Here is a 14657-nt window from a genome sequence, read left to right on the forward strand (position 1 = left end):
CGAATGCCGTCTTCGCCTTATCCCCTTTTTTCTACATGAGTGTCCGTCTTTACATCGGCAATCTGCCGCAGAATTTTAATGTTAAAGAACTTGAAGCCCTCCTTACATCAATAGGAGAGGGGATCAAATTTAAAGCTGTTTTTGATAGAGATACCAAGGCTTGTAGGGGATTTGGTTTCGCAAATATTAAAGATGAAAATGTTGCAAACGAACTGATTGAAAAATTAAATGGTCATGAATTTAATGGAAATAAATTAAGGGTTGAGCGTTCCGAACGTAAAGATTCGAATTCAGGTGGATCAAGAAGAGGAGCGACTTCTAATAACGGGAATAAAGCTTCTAATCGTAAAGCTGTTAAGAAAGTTGTACATAGTGATGCACCAATTAAAGAAGCCCCAGACCCAAGATGGGCTGGAGAATTATCAAAATTAAAGGATCTTTTAGCTAATCAAAAAACGCCTGTATAAATATTCAATTTATGAGTGTTTTAAGTTTATATTTTTCATCGTTTACAGTTATCAGATAAGAGATGGGAAGGTTTAACGCTTTAACCCATCCCTTAACATAAGCTCGATTATTGAAAACATCGTAATCTAATTTTTCAATTGAATTTAAAATTCCGCTATACAGTCTCAGCGACGTCCAAATAGGCCATCTTGCATCTATTGAAAGCCATTTAATTCCTTCTTCAGATTTAAGGAACCAATCCCTAGCCCTGGCTAGTTGAAAAGACATTAAAGCTTTCCAGTTATCATTAATGGTTCCATTCATTAGATCTTCTTCGGAATAATTAAACTTTTCCAAATCTTCTAGGGGTAAATAAATTCGTCCTCTACCTCTGTCTTCTCCAACATCTCTTAGGATATTAGTTAATTGATTAGCTATTCCTAAAGCAATAGCCGCTTGAGAAGTATCAGGAGCTGGCTTATTGGGATTGGAAGTATAAGCAGCATCAATGCCTATTACACCTTGAGTCATTAATCCAACTGTGCCAGCGACTCGATAGCAGTAGAGTTCAAGTTCTTTAAAGGTTTTATATCTAGTTTTATCTAAATCCATTCTCTGACCATCAATCATATCGATGTAAGGCTGAATAGATTGAGGAAATTTTTGAAGAGTATCGGCTAGGACTGCATCAAGATCATCTTCCGTATTACCTGCAAACACGCTTTTTGTTTTATCTTCCCATTTATTAAGTCGATCGGATAACTCGTTTTTAGATTTTTTTTGAGCTTCAACGCTATCCATCAGCTCATCTGTTCTACGGCACCAAACATAAATAGCCCATATAGCCTTGCGTTTAGCAGGGGGCAACAACATTGTGCCAAGATAGAAAGTCTTAGCCCATTGTGCAGTTTCCTTTCTGCAAGCCTCGTAGGCATCCTCTAGATTCAAAGAAGACTGCGCCAAAATTAAAAGTTTGTAAGTTTTTTAGTTTGCAATTTTCTGTTCAATTGCAATTGTGAAACAAATTGCTTTTGACACATTAAGACTAAGAAGAGCCTATGTCAGTCGAGATTTTGATTTTTTCTGCACATAGCTTTCCACTTAACACAGCCCCTTCCATAGAGGCTAGATATCTCTGCATTGTATAATCCCCGGTTAAGAAGAAATTTTTTATTGGAGTTTTTTGATCAGGTCTCAACTCCTGGCATCCAGGCACAGCTTTATAGACTGACTGAGGTGTTTTTATTACTTTATATTTTCTTAATTTAGCTTGATCATCTCCTGAAAAATGCATTGGAAATAGTTTTATCAATTCTTTCATTGTTGCATCTATTATTTCTTCATCCTTTCTACTGATCCAGTCTTTTGCAGGCGCAAAAACTAATTCGAGCATAGAACGATCTGGATCTTCATATTCTTTACAGGTTATGCTCATATCAGCATAAACACTCAAAAGTGGAGATCTACTGAATAAAAGGTGGTCGATATTTGTAAGTTTTCGATCGAACCAAAGATGAATATTAATAACTGGAACTCCTTTAAGACCTTCAAGCTTTCTGAAAATATCTTTTGATGCCCATTCATTGGGCACAATTGTTTTAAAAATATCCACCGGCATTGCGCTTACATATGCATCAGCTTCAATTTCTTTTCCATTGGATTCTTTAGCACTACCTATTAAGAAATTTTTAACACATCCATTTTCTTTTAAATTTATTCTTCTTAGCGGACTGTTTAAAAATACGTCCCCTCCAGAAGCTTTTATGTGATCAACAATTGGTTGGCACAGTCTTTCTGGGGGAGCTCCGTCAAGGAATGCCATTTTGGATCCATTTTTTTCTTGTAAGAAGCGGTTTAAGGCAGTTAGCAAGACTGTTGAGGATATTTCATCAGGACCAATAAAATTGAGTGCTTTGCTCATAGCGATAAACACTTCATCATTTACTCTTTCAGGAATATTCTGTTTTCTTAGCCATTCAGTCCAAGAGTACTTATCGCAATCTTCTACATATTCTTGCCCTCTTAGCATTGCTGGTATGAGCCCTAGTCCAAAGGAAATTTTTTCTGGCCAGGTAAGCATATCATTGTTACTTAAAATTGCTGCTACGCCATTTATAGGAGCAGGAAGATCAGGAAAATCAAAACGGCTATATGTTCCAGGATCTTCAGGTTGGTTGAAAATCATTGAATGACTTTTCCATTGAAGTCGATCTTCGATATTTAATTCTTTAAAGAGTTGAAGCATGTTTGGATATGCTCCAAAAAAGATATGTAATCCAGTTTCATACCAATCCCCATCCTCATCTTTCCAAGCAGCCACTTTTCCACCAAGTACGTTTCTTGCCTCATAAACGAATGGTGTATGACCTGCATCGGCTAAGTATTTTGCACATGAAAGTCCAGCGAGTCCAGCCCCAGCGATTGCTACGCGCATACTTAAATAAAAGAGTATTTAACAACTTTAATGATTAACATCACCCAACTAGGGGTAACGTCGTTAAATTTGCAGTATAAATTTCGGTTTGTTGTTTTAAATTCATGAGCGATACCATTCTTAAATGCACAACTCGTCACGTAAGAATTTTTACTGCGATAGTCGAAAACAACGATTTAATTCTAGATAACGAACATTTGACTTTAGATATTGATCCAGATAATGAATTTCTTTGGAGCGATCAATCTATAAAAATGGTGCAAGATTATTTTCGTGAATTAGTAGATTCTCAAGCCGATAATGAATTGAGCGATTACACTTTGAGAAAAATAGGATCTTTGCTTGAAGATCACATTAGAAAGTTGCTTAAAGACGGAGAACTTAGTTATAACCCCAACAGCAGAGTAATGAATTACTCCATGGGATTACCTCGAACAAAAGAATTATTATGAATCAAGGCCCTTACAACCGTCGTCCTTCCTCTCGTAGAAGATCAGATCTGGCGCGAAGACAAGAGGGAAATAAATTTAATTCTAGAAGAGATTCAAATCTAAGAGATCAATATTCATCAAGGGGAAGTCGATTTAATGCCTCAGGAGGGTCCTCTGATGGGGGAGGAGGCATGAAAATAAACTCTAATTCAATTGCAATTTTGGCAGGAGTTTTAGTCGTTGGGGTTGGGATTGGAAGTCTTATCACAAGTACCACTTCAGGTGGTCAAGGAAATATTGCTAGTCAACAACAGTTGGATATGGCAGTTCCAGATCCAGACTTTTGTAGGCAATATGGAGCGAGTGCTTTTGTCATTGACGTTGAAATGTATACGACCCTCAATCCCTCTACTAGCTTTGTAACACAACCAGCACTTCAACCTGGTTGCGTGATTCGAAGAGAAAATTGGACAGTTTTACAAAAGCAAGGAGCTATAAATAATGAAGACGTGAGAGAGTGTAAACAAAGAATGAATACATTTGCTTACATAGGATCTATTAGGGACCAGCCAATAGTTCGTTGTGTTTACCAAGCTGATGTGAACGAAAATAAATTTATAATCAAAGGTGCAGAAGAAGATGCTGTTGGAATAAATAAGGAAGCCATTCAATTCTGATTTGCAGTATTGAAAAGTGGTGAAAAAGAACTTGCAAATAAAGGTAGTATGTCTTGAGTAAATGCCTCAGCAGCTCTTGAGGAATATCTTCCTGGATTAGTGATTACTTTTAATTCTCTTTTGACTTCTAAATCTGCAACAACTGGTCTGTGAATACTTCCGCCAGAGAGTTCTCTTTCAATTGAGACAACTGGAAGAAAAGCAGCTCCAAGATCAGACTGGACTGCATTTTTAATGGCTTCAAGAGAATTTAATTCCATTTCAATTTTCAATCTCTGCACATCTAGACCTGAAGATGAGAGTAATTGATCTACGACTTTTCTTGTAGTTGATTGATTGTCTAAGGTTATAAATCCTAGGCTGTATAAATCTTCTTTAGTAAGTTCCTTTGATTTTGCTAATGAGTGGTTAGTAGGTAAAACAAGAGCTAGTTCATCAGTCGCAAAAGGAACTACTTCCAGTGATTCATTTAATTCCAATGGAAGCTGACCACCAATAATGGCTATATCAATCTGCCCATTTGCAACGCTCCAACCTGTCCTTCTAGTGCTATGTATTTGGAGTTGAACTGAAACTTCTGGATACTTTTGCCTGAAAAGACCAATCATTCTTGGCATCAGATAAGTACCGGTAGTTTGACTGGCTCCAATAATTAGAGTGCCTCCCTTGAGATTATTTAAATCTTCAATTGCTTTGCAGGTTTCTTGGCATTCTCCCAAAATTTTTTCACAGTAATTTAGAAGAAGTTTTCCAGCTTCGGTAAGTTGAGCTTTTCTACCTCCTCTATCAAATATGGCAATTTCTAATTGTTTTTCTAAATTTTGCACTTGTAAGCTCACAGCTGGCTGAGTAACAAAGAGACTGTCAGCAGCTTTTTTAAAGCTTCCCTCATCAACAATTGCTTTGAGGATTCTTAGTTGGTCAAGAGTGAATGGGATCTCGGCCATGGTGGCAGGCCTTCATGGCAGTTATTAAAATAAAATGTAGGGAAAAACAACAGCAACTGTTGATCCGGTATGGATCTAATAATTTATTAAGGGGCTTTTTATAGAACCAATGGCATTTTTAGATACTCATAGTTCAAGTTTTGTGATGATATTACTTTTATTTTGTTTTGCCATAATTCATAGTGGAGGAGCTGCTTTAAGGGCTAGAGCGGAAAGTTTAATTGGTGCAAGAGCATGGAGATTGATTTTTGCTTTTGCAAGTATTCCTTCAGCAGTTATTTTGGTTGGATATTTTATTGCTCATCGTTACGATGGAATTAGATTTTGGAATTTTCAGGGAGTTAGCGAACTAATTCCTTTGATTTGGATTTTGAGTGCAATTAGTTTTCTTTTTTTGTATCCAGCTACATATAACCTTTTAGAAATCCCAGCTGTCCTAAAGCCGAAAGTTAGAGTTTATGCCTCAGGAATTATTAGAGTCACTCGCCATCCCCAGGCAATTGGTCAAATTATTTGGTGTTTTGCACATTTACTTTGGATAGGTACAAGTTTTACTCTTGTAACTTGCTTGGGATTAATTGCCCATCACTTATTTGCTATCTGGCATGGTGATAGAAGACTTACTATCAAATTCGGAAAAGAATTTGAGGAAGTGAAGAAAAAAACATCAGTCGTTCCGTTCTTGGCTGTGTTGGATGGACGACAAAAATTACAAATAAAAGAATTTCTTAGGCCCTCTCAAATGGGGATTCTAATAGCAGTATTTTTTTTCTGGTGGTCCCATAAATTTATTTCGATTGGAGCTCAGAAATTTCTCTCTTTTGATTTAACTGAATTACTAGCAAGAATTGCCTAAACTTATCTCAATATGATTTAGCTGGATGCATTCGGCTGCAGATTTTGCTTGGTTAATCCCACTGCTTCCACTTTGCGGGGCAGTTTTGATTGGTTTGGGATTAATTAGTTTTAACGATCTTTTTAATCGTTCAAGGAAACCGGTTGCAATAGCCCTTTTAACTTCCGTAGGTGCTTCTGCATTTATAAGTTATGCAGTTTTGCTTGAGCAACTTTCAGGAAAACCTCCAGTTGAACACTTGTTTATATGGGCCAGTGCAGGAGCTTTTGAGTTACCAATGGGATATGTGATTGATCCGCTAGCGGCAGTGATGCTCGCTCTTGTAACGACAATCGCTTTTTTAGTAATGATTTATTCCCATGGTTATATGGCACATGATCCTGGGTATGTTCGTTTTTTTACTTATTTAGCATTATTCAGTAGTTCCATGCTTGGGCTAATTGTTAGTCCAAATTTGCTTGAAATATACGTTTTTTGGGAGTTGGTTGGAATGTGTTCATACTTACTCGTTGGTTTTTGGTATGACAGAGATGGTGCTGCTCATGCAGCTCAAAAGGCTTTTATCGTAAATAGAGTTGGAGACTTTGGCTTATTACTAGGTATTTTGGGTCTTTTTTGGGCAACAGGTAGTTTTGATTTTCATGGAATCGCAGAAGGTCTATCAGACTCAGTTACATCTGGGACAGTCCCAATATGGGCAGCTTTGAGTCTTTGTATCCTTGTTTTTATGGGACCAATGGCAAAGTCTGCCCAATTTCCTCTGCATGTTTGGTTGCCTGATGCAATGGAAGGTCCGACGCCCATATCTGCCCTTATTCATGCGGCAACAATGGTTGCTGCGGGAGTTTTTTTAGTGGCAAGGCTTGATCCTTTGTTTAGCCAGTTCCCTTTTGTTGGGTTATTTATTGCAATTGTTGGAACTATCACTTGTTTTCTAGGTGCATCTATCGCTTTGACACAAATGGATTTGAAAAAAGGACTGGCCTACAGCACAGTTTCACAACTTGGATACATGATGCTTGCGATGGGATGTGGAGCACCCGTAGCAGGAATGTTCCATCTTGTTACTCACGCTTGTTTTAAGGCGATGTTATTCCTTGGTTCAGGCTCAGTTATCCATGCAATGGAGGAGGTTGTCGGGCATGAACCAATTCTTGCTCAAGATATGAGATTAATGGGAGGATTACGAAAAAAAATGCCTATTACTGCAATTACTTTTTTCGTAGGATGTATTGCTATTAGTGGAATTCCTCCTCTCGCAGGTTTTTGGAGTAAAGATGAAATTCTTGGGCAAGCCTTTAATAGTTTTCCATTGCTTTGGTTTATTGGTTTTTTAACGGCAGGAATGACAGCTTTTTACATGTTTAGGCTTTATTTTCTAACTTTTGAAGGAGACTTCCGAGGCGAAAATGAAGAGATGCAGCTTTCTTTGCTTGCTTTGGCAGGTAAAGAAAAAGATGAAGAGCATGATGAGCATGAAATTGGCAAAATACATGAATCTGCTTGGCCCATGACATTACCCTTGGCAGTTTTAGCAATTCCTTCTGTCTTAATTGGATTTATTGGAGTTCCTTGGAATAGTCTTTTTGCAAACTTGTTAGATCCAGCGGAGGCTATTGAAGCTGCTGAAAAGTTTAGTTGGGGAGAATTTCTTCCTCTCGCAACTGCATCTGTGGCTATCTCAACTGCAGGAATATTATTAGCGGTCTTAACTTATTACCTAAAAAGGCTTGATCTTGGAGTCTTTCTATCTAAGAAGTATCCTAAAATCAATTCATTTCTTCAGAACAAATGGTATCTAGATGATATAAATGAGAAAATTTTTGTAAAAGGTAGTAGAAAGCTTGCGAGAGAAGTATTAGAAGTAGATGCAAAAGTAGTTGATGGAGTTGTTAATCTGACTGGATTATTGACTCTTGGTAGTGGAGAGGGACTTAAATATTTTGAGACAGGAAGAGCTCAGTTCTACGCTTTGATTGTTTTTGGAGGAGTTATTGCTCTTGTTGCACTTTTTGGAGTTGTAGGCGCATAATTTTTACATAATTTTTTTAGGTGTGTGTTTCATCCCCTATCTAGAGGGTGCTAATAATCACATCATTTCTAAACTCAAAAAGTGGTGATTAATTTCCAGTTTTGGAATTCGCTCTCAATACAAGTTTGAACCTAGGAACAATGCTAATTTCTGAGCCAATTTCAGCCAATTTCCCATGGTTAAGTTTATCTATATTATTTCCCATTGCTGGAGCATTAATTGTTCCTTTTATTCCAGATAAAGGAGAAGGGAAAGAAGTTCGATGGTATGCCCTGATTATTGCTTTAAGTACTTTTTTAATTACTGTCGCTGCTTATTTCCAAGGTTTTGATCCAAGTCAAGAAGGCTTGCAATTGTATGAAAAAGTTGGTTGGCTCCCAGATCTCGGATTGACTTGGTCTGTTGGCGCAGATGGTTTGTCAATGCCATTGATATTGCTAACAAGTTTCATAACTTCGCTTGCGGTTTTGGCAGCATGGCCAGTTAGCTATAAACCAAAATTATTTTTCTTTTTAATTCTTGCCATGGATGGCGGCCAAATAGCTGTATTTGCTGTTCAAGATATGTTGCTTTTCTTTCTGGCTTGGGAATTGGAATTGTTCCCGGTTTATTTATTCCTTGCAATCTGGGGCGGAAAAAAGAGGCAATACGCTGCGACTAAATTTATTATTTATACAGCAGGTAGTTCATTATTTATTCTCCTTGCTGGACTTGCAATGGGTTTCTTTCAAGGAGGAGGGATACCAGATTTCGGTTATAGCCATTTGGCGCAGCAAAATTTTGGTAAGGGGTTTCAACTGCTTTGTTATTCAGGATTGTTAATAGCTTTTGGAGTAAAACTTCCCATTGTTCCTCTTCATACCTGGTTGCCAGATGCGCATGGAGAAGCCACTGCTCCAGTGCATATGCTTTTAGCAGGCATATTATTGAAGATGGGTGGATATGCCCTCCTGAGGTTTAACGCTCAATTATTGCCTGATGCCCATGCTCAATTCGCACCATTATTAATAGTTCTTGGAGTAGTAAATATTATTTATGCAGCTTTAACTTCTTTCGCTCAAAGAAATTTAAAAAGAAAAATTGCCTATAGCTCAATAAGTCATATGGGTTTTGTTTTGATAGGAATAGGAAGCTTTAGTTCATTGGGAACTAGTGGAGCAATGCTGCAAATGGTTAGCCACGGTTTAATAGGGGCAAGTTTGTTTTTTCTTGTTGGTGCTACTTATGACAGGACGCATACGCTTCAATTGGATGAGATGGGTGGAATTGGTCAAAATATGAGGATTATGTTTGCTCTATGGACAGCATGTGCTTTTGCATCTCTAGCTTTGCCTGGTATGAGCGGGTTTATTTCAGAATTAATGGTTTTTGTAGGATTTGTTACTGATGAAGTTTATACACTTCCTTTTAGAATTGTTATTGCATCATTAGCAGCAATTGGAGTGATTTTGACACCTATATATTTGTTATCGATGCTTAGAGAAATTTTCTTCGGTAAAGAAAATGCGAAGTTAATATCCAAAGCAAAGCTGGTAGATGCAGAACCAAGGGAAATTTATATTATTGCTTGTTTATTAGTGCCAATTATAGGAATTGGTCTTTATCCAAAAATTATGACTGATACATATATTTCATCAATTGATGGATTGGTTAAAAGAGATTTGTTAGCTGTTGAACGAATTAGAGGCGATAAATCAACAATCATTAGTAATCCAAATTTAACAATTGGGACTCTTGAAACTCCTCTTTTAGATTGAAAATCATTTTAACTGGCATCAAATCCATTAAAGAGATAACTTTCGTTTAGATTCTTAGTTCTAATTGCCGGTTGATCTTTTAACTCAGACTGCAGATTCTGGCGCAAGACTTGCAATTCGTTTATTGCAAGATGCTGCGGAAAGCGGAGATATTGATCCATGGGATGTGGATGTTATTCCAGTTGTGGATGGTTTTTTGGACCAACTTAAACAGAGGATTGAAATTCCAAAGAAGATTTCACAACATATAGGCCAAAATGGTGGAAGTTACGAGGTTGATCTTGCTCAGAGTAGTGAGGCTTTTTTAGCTGCTTCAGTATTGGTTGGTTTAAAGGCCGAGATTCTTGAAGCTGAAATATTTTCTTTTGAAAATGAGGTTGAAGATGATTCAGACTTTGATTTTGGCGAACAGGGTTGGCTGGACGAGAGTTTTCAATTACCTTTACGCCCAGAGAGACATTTATTTAGAAGACCTGTTGCCCCGCCTCCATTTAGAAGGCCAGTAACTTTAGGAGAATTAATAAACCAACTTGAGACAATTGCTGAATCGTTAAAAAATGATGAATTGCAAAATCGTAGAAGATTACGGCATAAAAAATTAAGTGATAGGGAAGTTATTGCTCAAGTTTCATCTCTTGCTCATAGAGAAAAATTACCTGAAACAACAGCTGCGTTGGCAATTTTTATAAATGATTGGGAGCAAGCTTTGCATTGGGTTGATTTCGAATTATTAGTTGAAAGGTGGAGAGAAAATTCTGCGTCGGATGATTTGGATACAGATAGAGTTGGCGTTTTTTGGGCGTTATTATTTTTATGTTCCCAGGGCAAGATAGAGATTGATCAAAAAGGTTCTTTATTTTCCCCAATAAGCCTCAAGAGGCTTTTGGGACCAGGAATGGTAGCCCAACTACCTCTTGTATCTTTAGACGTGACAGATGGCTCGCCGGCTGCTGCTTAACTCATTGTGGAGGCAGCATTCTATGTTGGCATTGTATAGCTTAGGTTAAACCGCCTATGAAGGCGATGATCCTGGCGGCTGGGAAAGGAACCCGAGTTCAGCCGATCACGCATGTGATTCCAAAGCCAATGATTCCTATCCTTCAGAAACCAGTAATGGAGTTTCTGTTGGAACTTCTTAAGGAGCACGGTTTTACTGAGGTTATGGTTAATGTGTCTCATTTAGCAGAAGAAATAGAAAATTATTTTAGAGATGGGCAAAGATTTGGAGTTGAAATTGCATATAGCTTTGAAGGTCGTATTGAAGACGGAGAATTGATTGGTGACGCACTTGGGTCAGCGGGTGGTTTGAAGAAAATTCAAGATTTTCAGAGATTTTTTGATGATACTTTTGTCGTTTTGTGTGGAGATGCACTAATTGATTTGGATTTATCTGAAGCTGTAAAACGACATAAAGAAAAAGGGGCTTTAGCTAGCTTAATCACTAAACGTGTATCAAAAGATCAAGTAAGTAGTTATGGCGTTGTTGTTACTGATGAGGAAGATCGAGTTAAAGCTTTTCAAGAAAAACCATCTATAGATAATGCATTAGGCGATACGATTAATACTGGAATTTATTTGTTTGAGCCTGAAATTTTTGATTATATTCCGTCTGGCCAACCTTTTGATATTGGCTCTGATTTGTTCCCAAAATTAGTAGAAGAAGGTGCCCCTTTTTATGCTTTACCCATGGATTTTGAGTGGGTTGATATTGGTAAAGTCCCAGATTATTGGAGAGCAATAAGGAATGTGCTTAGAGGGGATGTTAGACAGGTTGAAATACCAGGAAAGCAAGTAAGACCAGGGATCTATACTGGTTTAAATGTAGCAGCTAATTGGGATCAAATAAATGTAAAAGGACCTATTTACGTTGGTGGAATGACAAGGATTGAAAATGGTGTAACTATCATTGGCCCTTCTATGATTGGTCCTAGTTGTTGTATTTGTGAGGGTGCAACAATTGATAATTCAATCATCTTTGATTATTCACTAATTGGTCCAGGGGTCCAACTTGTAGAGAAGTTAGTTTTTGGTAGATATTGTGTTGGTAAAGAAGGTGATCATTTTGATTTGCAGGAGGCTGCTTTAGATTGGTTAATTACTGATGCTAGAAGACAGGACTTAGGAGAACCGTCACCTCAACAAAAAGCAATGGCTGAATTATTAGGTACTGATCTGATTGGGTCTTCTAATTAATATTTGCTCTATCTAAAATTATCGGTATTTGTTGTTCTGCTTTAACGGCCATTAGGTGAACTCCGTTAGCAATACCTAGAAAACTTTTTACTTGCTCAGCAGCAATTGATATGCCTTCATCAATAGGGTTAGCAGAACTCTCAAGTCTTTTAATAATTGATTCGGGTATGCATGCTCCTGGTACTACACGATTGATAAATTGAGCATTTTTAGCAGACTTGAGTAGAAAAACTCCAGCTAAAACAGGAATTTTCATAGGCTCAGTTATTTCTTTACAAAATCGCTCAAGTATTTTCGGGTCCATTACCATTTGAGTCTGAAGGAAATTTGCACCAGCTTTTTTTTTGAGTTCAATTCTTCTCCTTAAACCATCAAATCCTTTACAATTTGGATCAGCTGCGGCTCCTGCAAACAAATTAGTAGGGCCATCCGGCAACAAATCAGATACTGGATCTATTCCTTTGTTAAGTGATGTAACTTGATTGATAAGTTCTATTGAGTTGAAGTCTTGAACTGATTTGGCCTGAGATTGATCTCCAACTCTTACTGGATCGCCAGTTAAACAGAGGATATTTGTTATTCCTAAAGCATGCGCTCCTAGTAATTCAGCTTGTAATGCGATTCTATTCCTATCTCTACATGATAATTGGAGAACTGGTTCTAGATTTGCCTCTAAAAGCAGCTTGCATAAGGCTAGGCTGCTCATTCTCATGATTGCTCTGCTGCCATCAGTAACATTAAAACCATGCACAAGATCTTTTAATTTGACGGCTTTTGAGAGCGCTGAGGCTGCATCTCCCCCCCTTGGAGGCATGATTTCAGCAGTAATCGCTGATAAACCAGATTCAATCCGATTTTGAAGTTTAGATTTCACATGTATTTTTTACTAGATAATTACTATCGGTGATTAAAGGCCCTAATCTAAGTAGTATTAAATAATGAGTTGTGAGTGAGGGGAATGTTTACAGGAGAAATCGCTAATTCTTCCCATATGGGACTCTCTGCCAGAGAAATGGAGATTATTGGATTAGTTGCAGATGGCCTCACTAATCAAGAGATTGCTGAGAAACTGACAATTAGCAAAAGAACTGTGGATAATCATGTGAGCAATATGTTTACAAAAACAGGATCAAAAAACAGAGTTGCTTTATTGAATTGGGCAATGGATCATGGAAAGATTTGCCGTGATGGGTTTAATTGTTGTTCATTGCCAGATGAAACAGATTCGTAAAATATCTAATTATTTTCGTCCTCAATGACATCTGATAAGGGCATTAAAGAAAATTCAATTGATGAAAGCTCAAATAAATTTGCGTATGCGATGCAGGCTTCCTTGTCAGTACAAGTGAAGCGAAGGATACCTTCTGTGTCATAAAGGCCATACAAGTTAAACCTCTTGCAATGGGTGCATAAGTCGCTAGAAACATAATTGTAAAGACAATCTAAAGGATGGATTGCCTTTTTGCTTAGGATGCTTCGACTTTCATCCGATCTTTCACTGATAACTTAGAAATGGGTGTTTTTGCAAGAGAAGCATTGCTTAATGATTTGATCCCAGTTATCTCTTGACCACACCATGATGGGATTTGAATTTTTTCAGATTCAGAATTTAATTCAATTTCAGCAATTTTTAAAGAAGAATTGGAGCCATAAAAAAGATCAACCACCCAAATTTTTTTATTTATTATTAGCTGATAACGAGTTTTAGTAATTCTATATTTAGATAAGTGTATTAATTCAATAGCATCTTTTATAGGAATTGAGTATTCATATTCATAATTTTTTAATCCATTAAAAGAGGACTTTATTGTTATGTATGCTTTTTTATTGTCTATTGTCCTTATGCGAGTAGCCCATTCATTTACACTGGAATTTAAGTAGGCTTGACTAAAATCTTCACTGAGTATTGCCTTAGACCTCCAATCTTCATTTTCAACTAAGAATCTTCTTTCGATTTCTATACCCATAATTTATTGTTTATTGTTCTCATTAAGGCTGCTGGCCCAATGAAGTTTTTGAGTGATTGTCTTATAATAAGAAAGATTTTCATCTAAAATTATTATTGAGGTTGAATGATTAGATTTCTTTATTAAGCATGTATCATTAAGTTCAATTAAACATCCACTAGATCCATCTAACCATAGCTTTATTTTTTGCTTCTTTTCTCTTATTGGCTTTATTACTAATTGAGATTCAGGGGGGACCACAATTGGTCTACTGGCAAGACTCATTGGACATATTGCACTTACGATAATTGCATCTAAGGAAGGATGTATTATTGGCCCTCCCGCGGCCATAGAGTAAGCAGTAGAACCTGTTGGGGTTGAGAAGATAAGTCCATCTCCTTTGTATTTGTCAACAGCTTCACCATCTATTTCAAGCTCAAGGCTGCAGGTAGGTGATATTTCTTCTGTGCAAGATCGTAAATAAAAATCATTGAGTGCAAAAAATGATCTTTTGATTTTGCTATCATAATTTTTATTTTCGGTAAATATAGTAGCTTCAAGCATCATTCTTTTTTGTATATTAAATCTATTATTTGAAACTCTTTCCCAAAAATTTGCTTGCTTTAAGATATGACGATCGTGGGTCAAAAATCCTAGATTCCCTCCAACATTGAAACTTAATATAGGTATGTTGTTTGGGGATAAAAATCTAGCGGCTCGTAAAACTGTTCCATCACCTCCTAAAACAAGAGCGATTTCAGGTAAAATATCAGATAATGAAAATAATTGATTAATATTATTGGTTTCATTACTTATCTCTGAAAATAAAACTTTTTTTCCATAACCTTCAATTATTTTCTTACAATTTAAGGTTTCTTTATATGCAGCATCGCTATCTGATCTATATAAGATCCAGATCAGATTTGTTGTCATTGAT

At 37.0% G+C, this 14657-nt stretch carries 16 protein-coding genes; 9 read left to right on the top strand and 7 right to left on the bottom strand.

The annotated features are described in order from the left end of the window. Window positions 1-35 precede the first annotated feature (35 nt). Window positions 36-467 carry an RNA recognition motif domain-containing protein gene (locus tag AC6EJB_RS08945; RefSeq protein ID WP_498491086.1) on the top strand — a complete coding sequence of 144 codons (432 nt, stop codon included), beginning with the start codon at window positions 36-38 and terminating at the stop codon, window positions 465-467. Between the two features lie 4 nt (window positions 468-471). Here AC6EJB_RS08945 and AC6EJB_RS08950 read toward each other — a convergent pair whose 3' ends face one another. Together AC6EJB_RS08950 and pds are read right to left on the bottom strand one after the other, a co-directional pair. After that, entirely contained in the window at window positions 472-1410 is a 939-nt protein-coding gene (locus AC6EJB_RS08950) for a phytoene synthase (protein ID WP_498491087.1), read from the bottom strand. Window positions 1411-1492: 82 nt separating this feature from the next. Beyond that, a complete protein-coding gene (gene pds, locus AC6EJB_RS08955) occupies window positions 1493-2881 on the bottom strand; it encodes a 15-cis-phytoene desaturase (protein ID WP_498491088.1) in 1389 nt (462 codons plus the stop codon). Window positions 2882-2985: 104 nt separating this feature from the next. Between pds and AC6EJB_RS08960 the strand changes: the two genes are divergently transcribed. Together AC6EJB_RS08960 and AC6EJB_RS08965 are read left to right on the top strand one after the other, a co-directional pair. Beyond that, complete coding sequence (locus AC6EJB_RS08960) at window positions 2986-3333, top strand: NAD(P)H-quinone oxidoreductase subunit M (protein ID WP_498491089.1); 348 nt, start codon at window positions 2986-2988, stop codon at window positions 3331-3333. Beyond that, window positions 3330-3989 carry a DUF3172 domain-containing protein gene (locus AC6EJB_RS08965; protein ID WP_498491090.1) on the top strand — a complete coding sequence of 220 codons (660 nt, stop codon included), beginning with the start codon at window positions 3330-3332 and terminating at the stop codon, window positions 3987-3989. The genes AC6EJB_RS08960 and AC6EJB_RS08965 overlap by 4 nt, the downstream gene beginning before the upstream one ends. Here AC6EJB_RS08965 and AC6EJB_RS08970 read toward each other — a convergent pair. Further along, window positions 3980-4936 (bottom strand): LysR family transcriptional regulator, encoded by a 957-nt coding sequence (locus tag AC6EJB_RS08970; protein ID WP_498491092.1) that lies wholly within the window; start codon window positions 4934-4936, stop codon window positions 3980-3982. The two genes, AC6EJB_RS08965 and AC6EJB_RS08970, sit on opposite strands and share 10 nt — an antisense overlap. 109 nt (window positions 4937-5045) lie before the next feature. Here AC6EJB_RS08970 and AC6EJB_RS08975 point away from each other — a divergent pair, with 109 nt between their 5' ends. The 5 genes from AC6EJB_RS08975 to AC6EJB_RS08995 all read left to right on the top strand — a co-directional run bounded on the left by AC6EJB_RS08975 (window position 5046) and on the right by AC6EJB_RS08995 (window position 11774). Continuing rightward, a complete protein-coding gene (locus AC6EJB_RS08975) occupies window positions 5046-5792 on the top strand; it encodes an NnrU family protein (protein WP_498491093.1) in 747 nt (248 codons plus the stop codon). Window positions 5793-5817: 25 nt separating this feature from the next. After that, window positions 5818-7824 carry an NAD(P)H-quinone oxidoreductase subunit 5 gene (locus AC6EJB_RS08980; RefSeq protein ID WP_498491094.1) on the top strand — a complete coding sequence of 669 codons (2007 nt, stop codon included), beginning with the start codon at window positions 5818-5820 and terminating at the stop codon, window positions 7822-7824. Between the two features lie 140 nt (window positions 7825-7964). Continuing rightward, complete coding sequence (locus AC6EJB_RS08985) at window positions 7965-9581, top strand: NAD(P)H-quinone oxidoreductase subunit 4 (RefSeq protein WP_498493012.1); 1617 nt, start codon at window positions 7965-7967, stop codon at window positions 9579-9581. 64 nt (window positions 9582-9645) lie between these two features. Further along, window positions 9646-10539 (top strand): segregation/condensation protein A, encoded by an 894-nt coding sequence (locus AC6EJB_RS08990; RefSeq protein ID WP_498491095.1) that lies wholly within the window; start codon window positions 9646-9648, stop codon window positions 10537-10539. 56 nt (window positions 10540-10595) lie between these two features. Beyond that, the gene (locus AC6EJB_RS08995) at window positions 10596-11774 is read left to right on the top strand and encodes a sugar phosphate nucleotidyltransferase (RefSeq protein WP_498491097.1); all 1179 of its coding nucleotides are present in this window, start codon (window positions 10596-10598) and stop codon (window positions 11772-11774) included. Here AC6EJB_RS08995 and AC6EJB_RS09000 read toward each other — a convergent pair. Continuing rightward, entirely contained in the window at window positions 11767-12648 is an 882-nt protein-coding gene (locus tag AC6EJB_RS09000) for a methylenetetrahydrofolate reductase (protein ID WP_498491098.1), read from the bottom strand. The genes AC6EJB_RS08995 and AC6EJB_RS09000 overlap by 8 nt on opposite strands. A gap of 84 nt (window positions 12649-12732) precedes the next feature. Here AC6EJB_RS09000 and pedR point away from each other — a divergent pair, with 84 nt between their 5' ends. Next, entirely contained in the window at window positions 12733-13005 is a 273-nt protein-coding gene (gene pedR / locus AC6EJB_RS09005) for a photosynthetic electron transport-dependent transcriptional regulator PedR (RefSeq protein ID WP_038650892.1), read from the top strand. 5 nt (window positions 13006-13010) lie between these two features. On the opposite strand, the gene AC6EJB_RS09010 is transcribed toward pedR, so the two are convergent. The 3 genes from AC6EJB_RS09010 to AC6EJB_RS09020 form a co-directional block, all read right to left on the bottom strand. Then, window positions 13011-13160: a hypothetical protein gene (locus tag AC6EJB_RS09010; protein WP_498491099.1), complete on the bottom strand. Its 150-nt coding sequence runs from the start codon at window positions 13158-13160 to the stop codon at window positions 13011-13013. An 80-nt stretch (window positions 13161-13240) separates the two neighbouring features. Beyond that, the gene (locus AC6EJB_RS09015; RefSeq protein ID WP_498491100.1) at window positions 13241-13741 is read right to left on the bottom strand and encodes a CYTH domain-containing protein; all 501 of its coding nucleotides are present in this window, start codon (window positions 13739-13741) and stop codon (window positions 13241-13243) included. A 3-nt stretch (window positions 13742-13744) separates the two neighbouring features. Next, the gene (locus AC6EJB_RS09020) at window positions 13745-14653 is read right to left on the bottom strand and encodes an NAD(+) kinase (protein WP_498491101.1); all 909 of its coding nucleotides are present in this window, start codon (window positions 14651-14653) and stop codon (window positions 13745-13747) included. Between the last annotated feature and the right edge of the window lie 4 nt (window positions 14654-14657).

Source organism: Prochlorococcus sp. G4PB17 (assembly GCF_059772445.1).

Excerpts from the sequence above, each read along its gene's own strand:
- AC6EJB_RS08945 (WP_498491086.1), top strand. The coding sequence starts at position 36 with ATGAGTGTCCGTCTTTACATCGGCAATCTGCCGCAGAATTTTAATGTT.
- AC6EJB_RS08960 (WP_498491089.1), top strand. The coding sequence starts at position 2,986 with ATGAGCGATACCATTCTTAAATGCACAACTCGTCACGTAAGAATTTTT.
- AC6EJB_RS08985 (WP_498493012.1), top strand. The coding sequence starts at position 7,965 with ATGCTAATTTCTGAGCCAATTTCAGCCAATTTCCCATGGTTAAGTTTA.
- AC6EJB_RS08970 (WP_498491092.1), bottom strand. The coding sequence starts at position 4,936 with ATGGCCGAGATCCCATTCACTCTTGACCAACTAAGAATCCTCAAAGCA.
- AC6EJB_RS09020 (WP_498491101.1), bottom strand. The coding sequence starts at position 14,653 with ATGACAACAAATCTGATCTGGATCTTATATAGATCAGATAGCGATGCT.
- AC6EJB_RS08995 (WP_498491097.1), top strand. The coding sequence starts at position 10,596 with ATGAAGGCGATGATCCTGGCGGCTGGGAAAGGAACCCGAGTTCAGCCG.
- AC6EJB_RS09015 (WP_498491100.1), bottom strand. The coding sequence starts at position 13,741 with ATGGGTATAGAAATCGAAAGAAGATTCTTAGTTGAAAATGAAGATTGG.
- AC6EJB_RS08980 (WP_498491094.1), top strand. The coding sequence starts at position 5,818 with ATGCATTCGGCTGCAGATTTTGCTTGGTTAATCCCACTGCTTCCACTT.
- AC6EJB_RS08965 (WP_498491090.1), top strand. The coding sequence starts at position 3,330 with ATGAATCAAGGCCCTTACAACCGTCGTCCTTCCTCTCGTAGAAGATCA.
- AC6EJB_RS08975 (WP_498491093.1), top strand. The coding sequence starts at position 5,046 with ATGGCATTTTTAGATACTCATAGTTCAAGTTTTGTGATGATATTACTT.
- pds (WP_498491088.1), bottom strand. The coding sequence starts at position 2,881 with ATGCGCGTAGCAATCGCTGGGGCTGGACTCGCTGGACTTTCATGTGCA.
- pedR (WP_038650892.1), top strand. The coding sequence starts at position 12,733 with ATGTTTACAGGAGAAATCGCTAATTCTTCCCATATGGGACTCTCTGCC.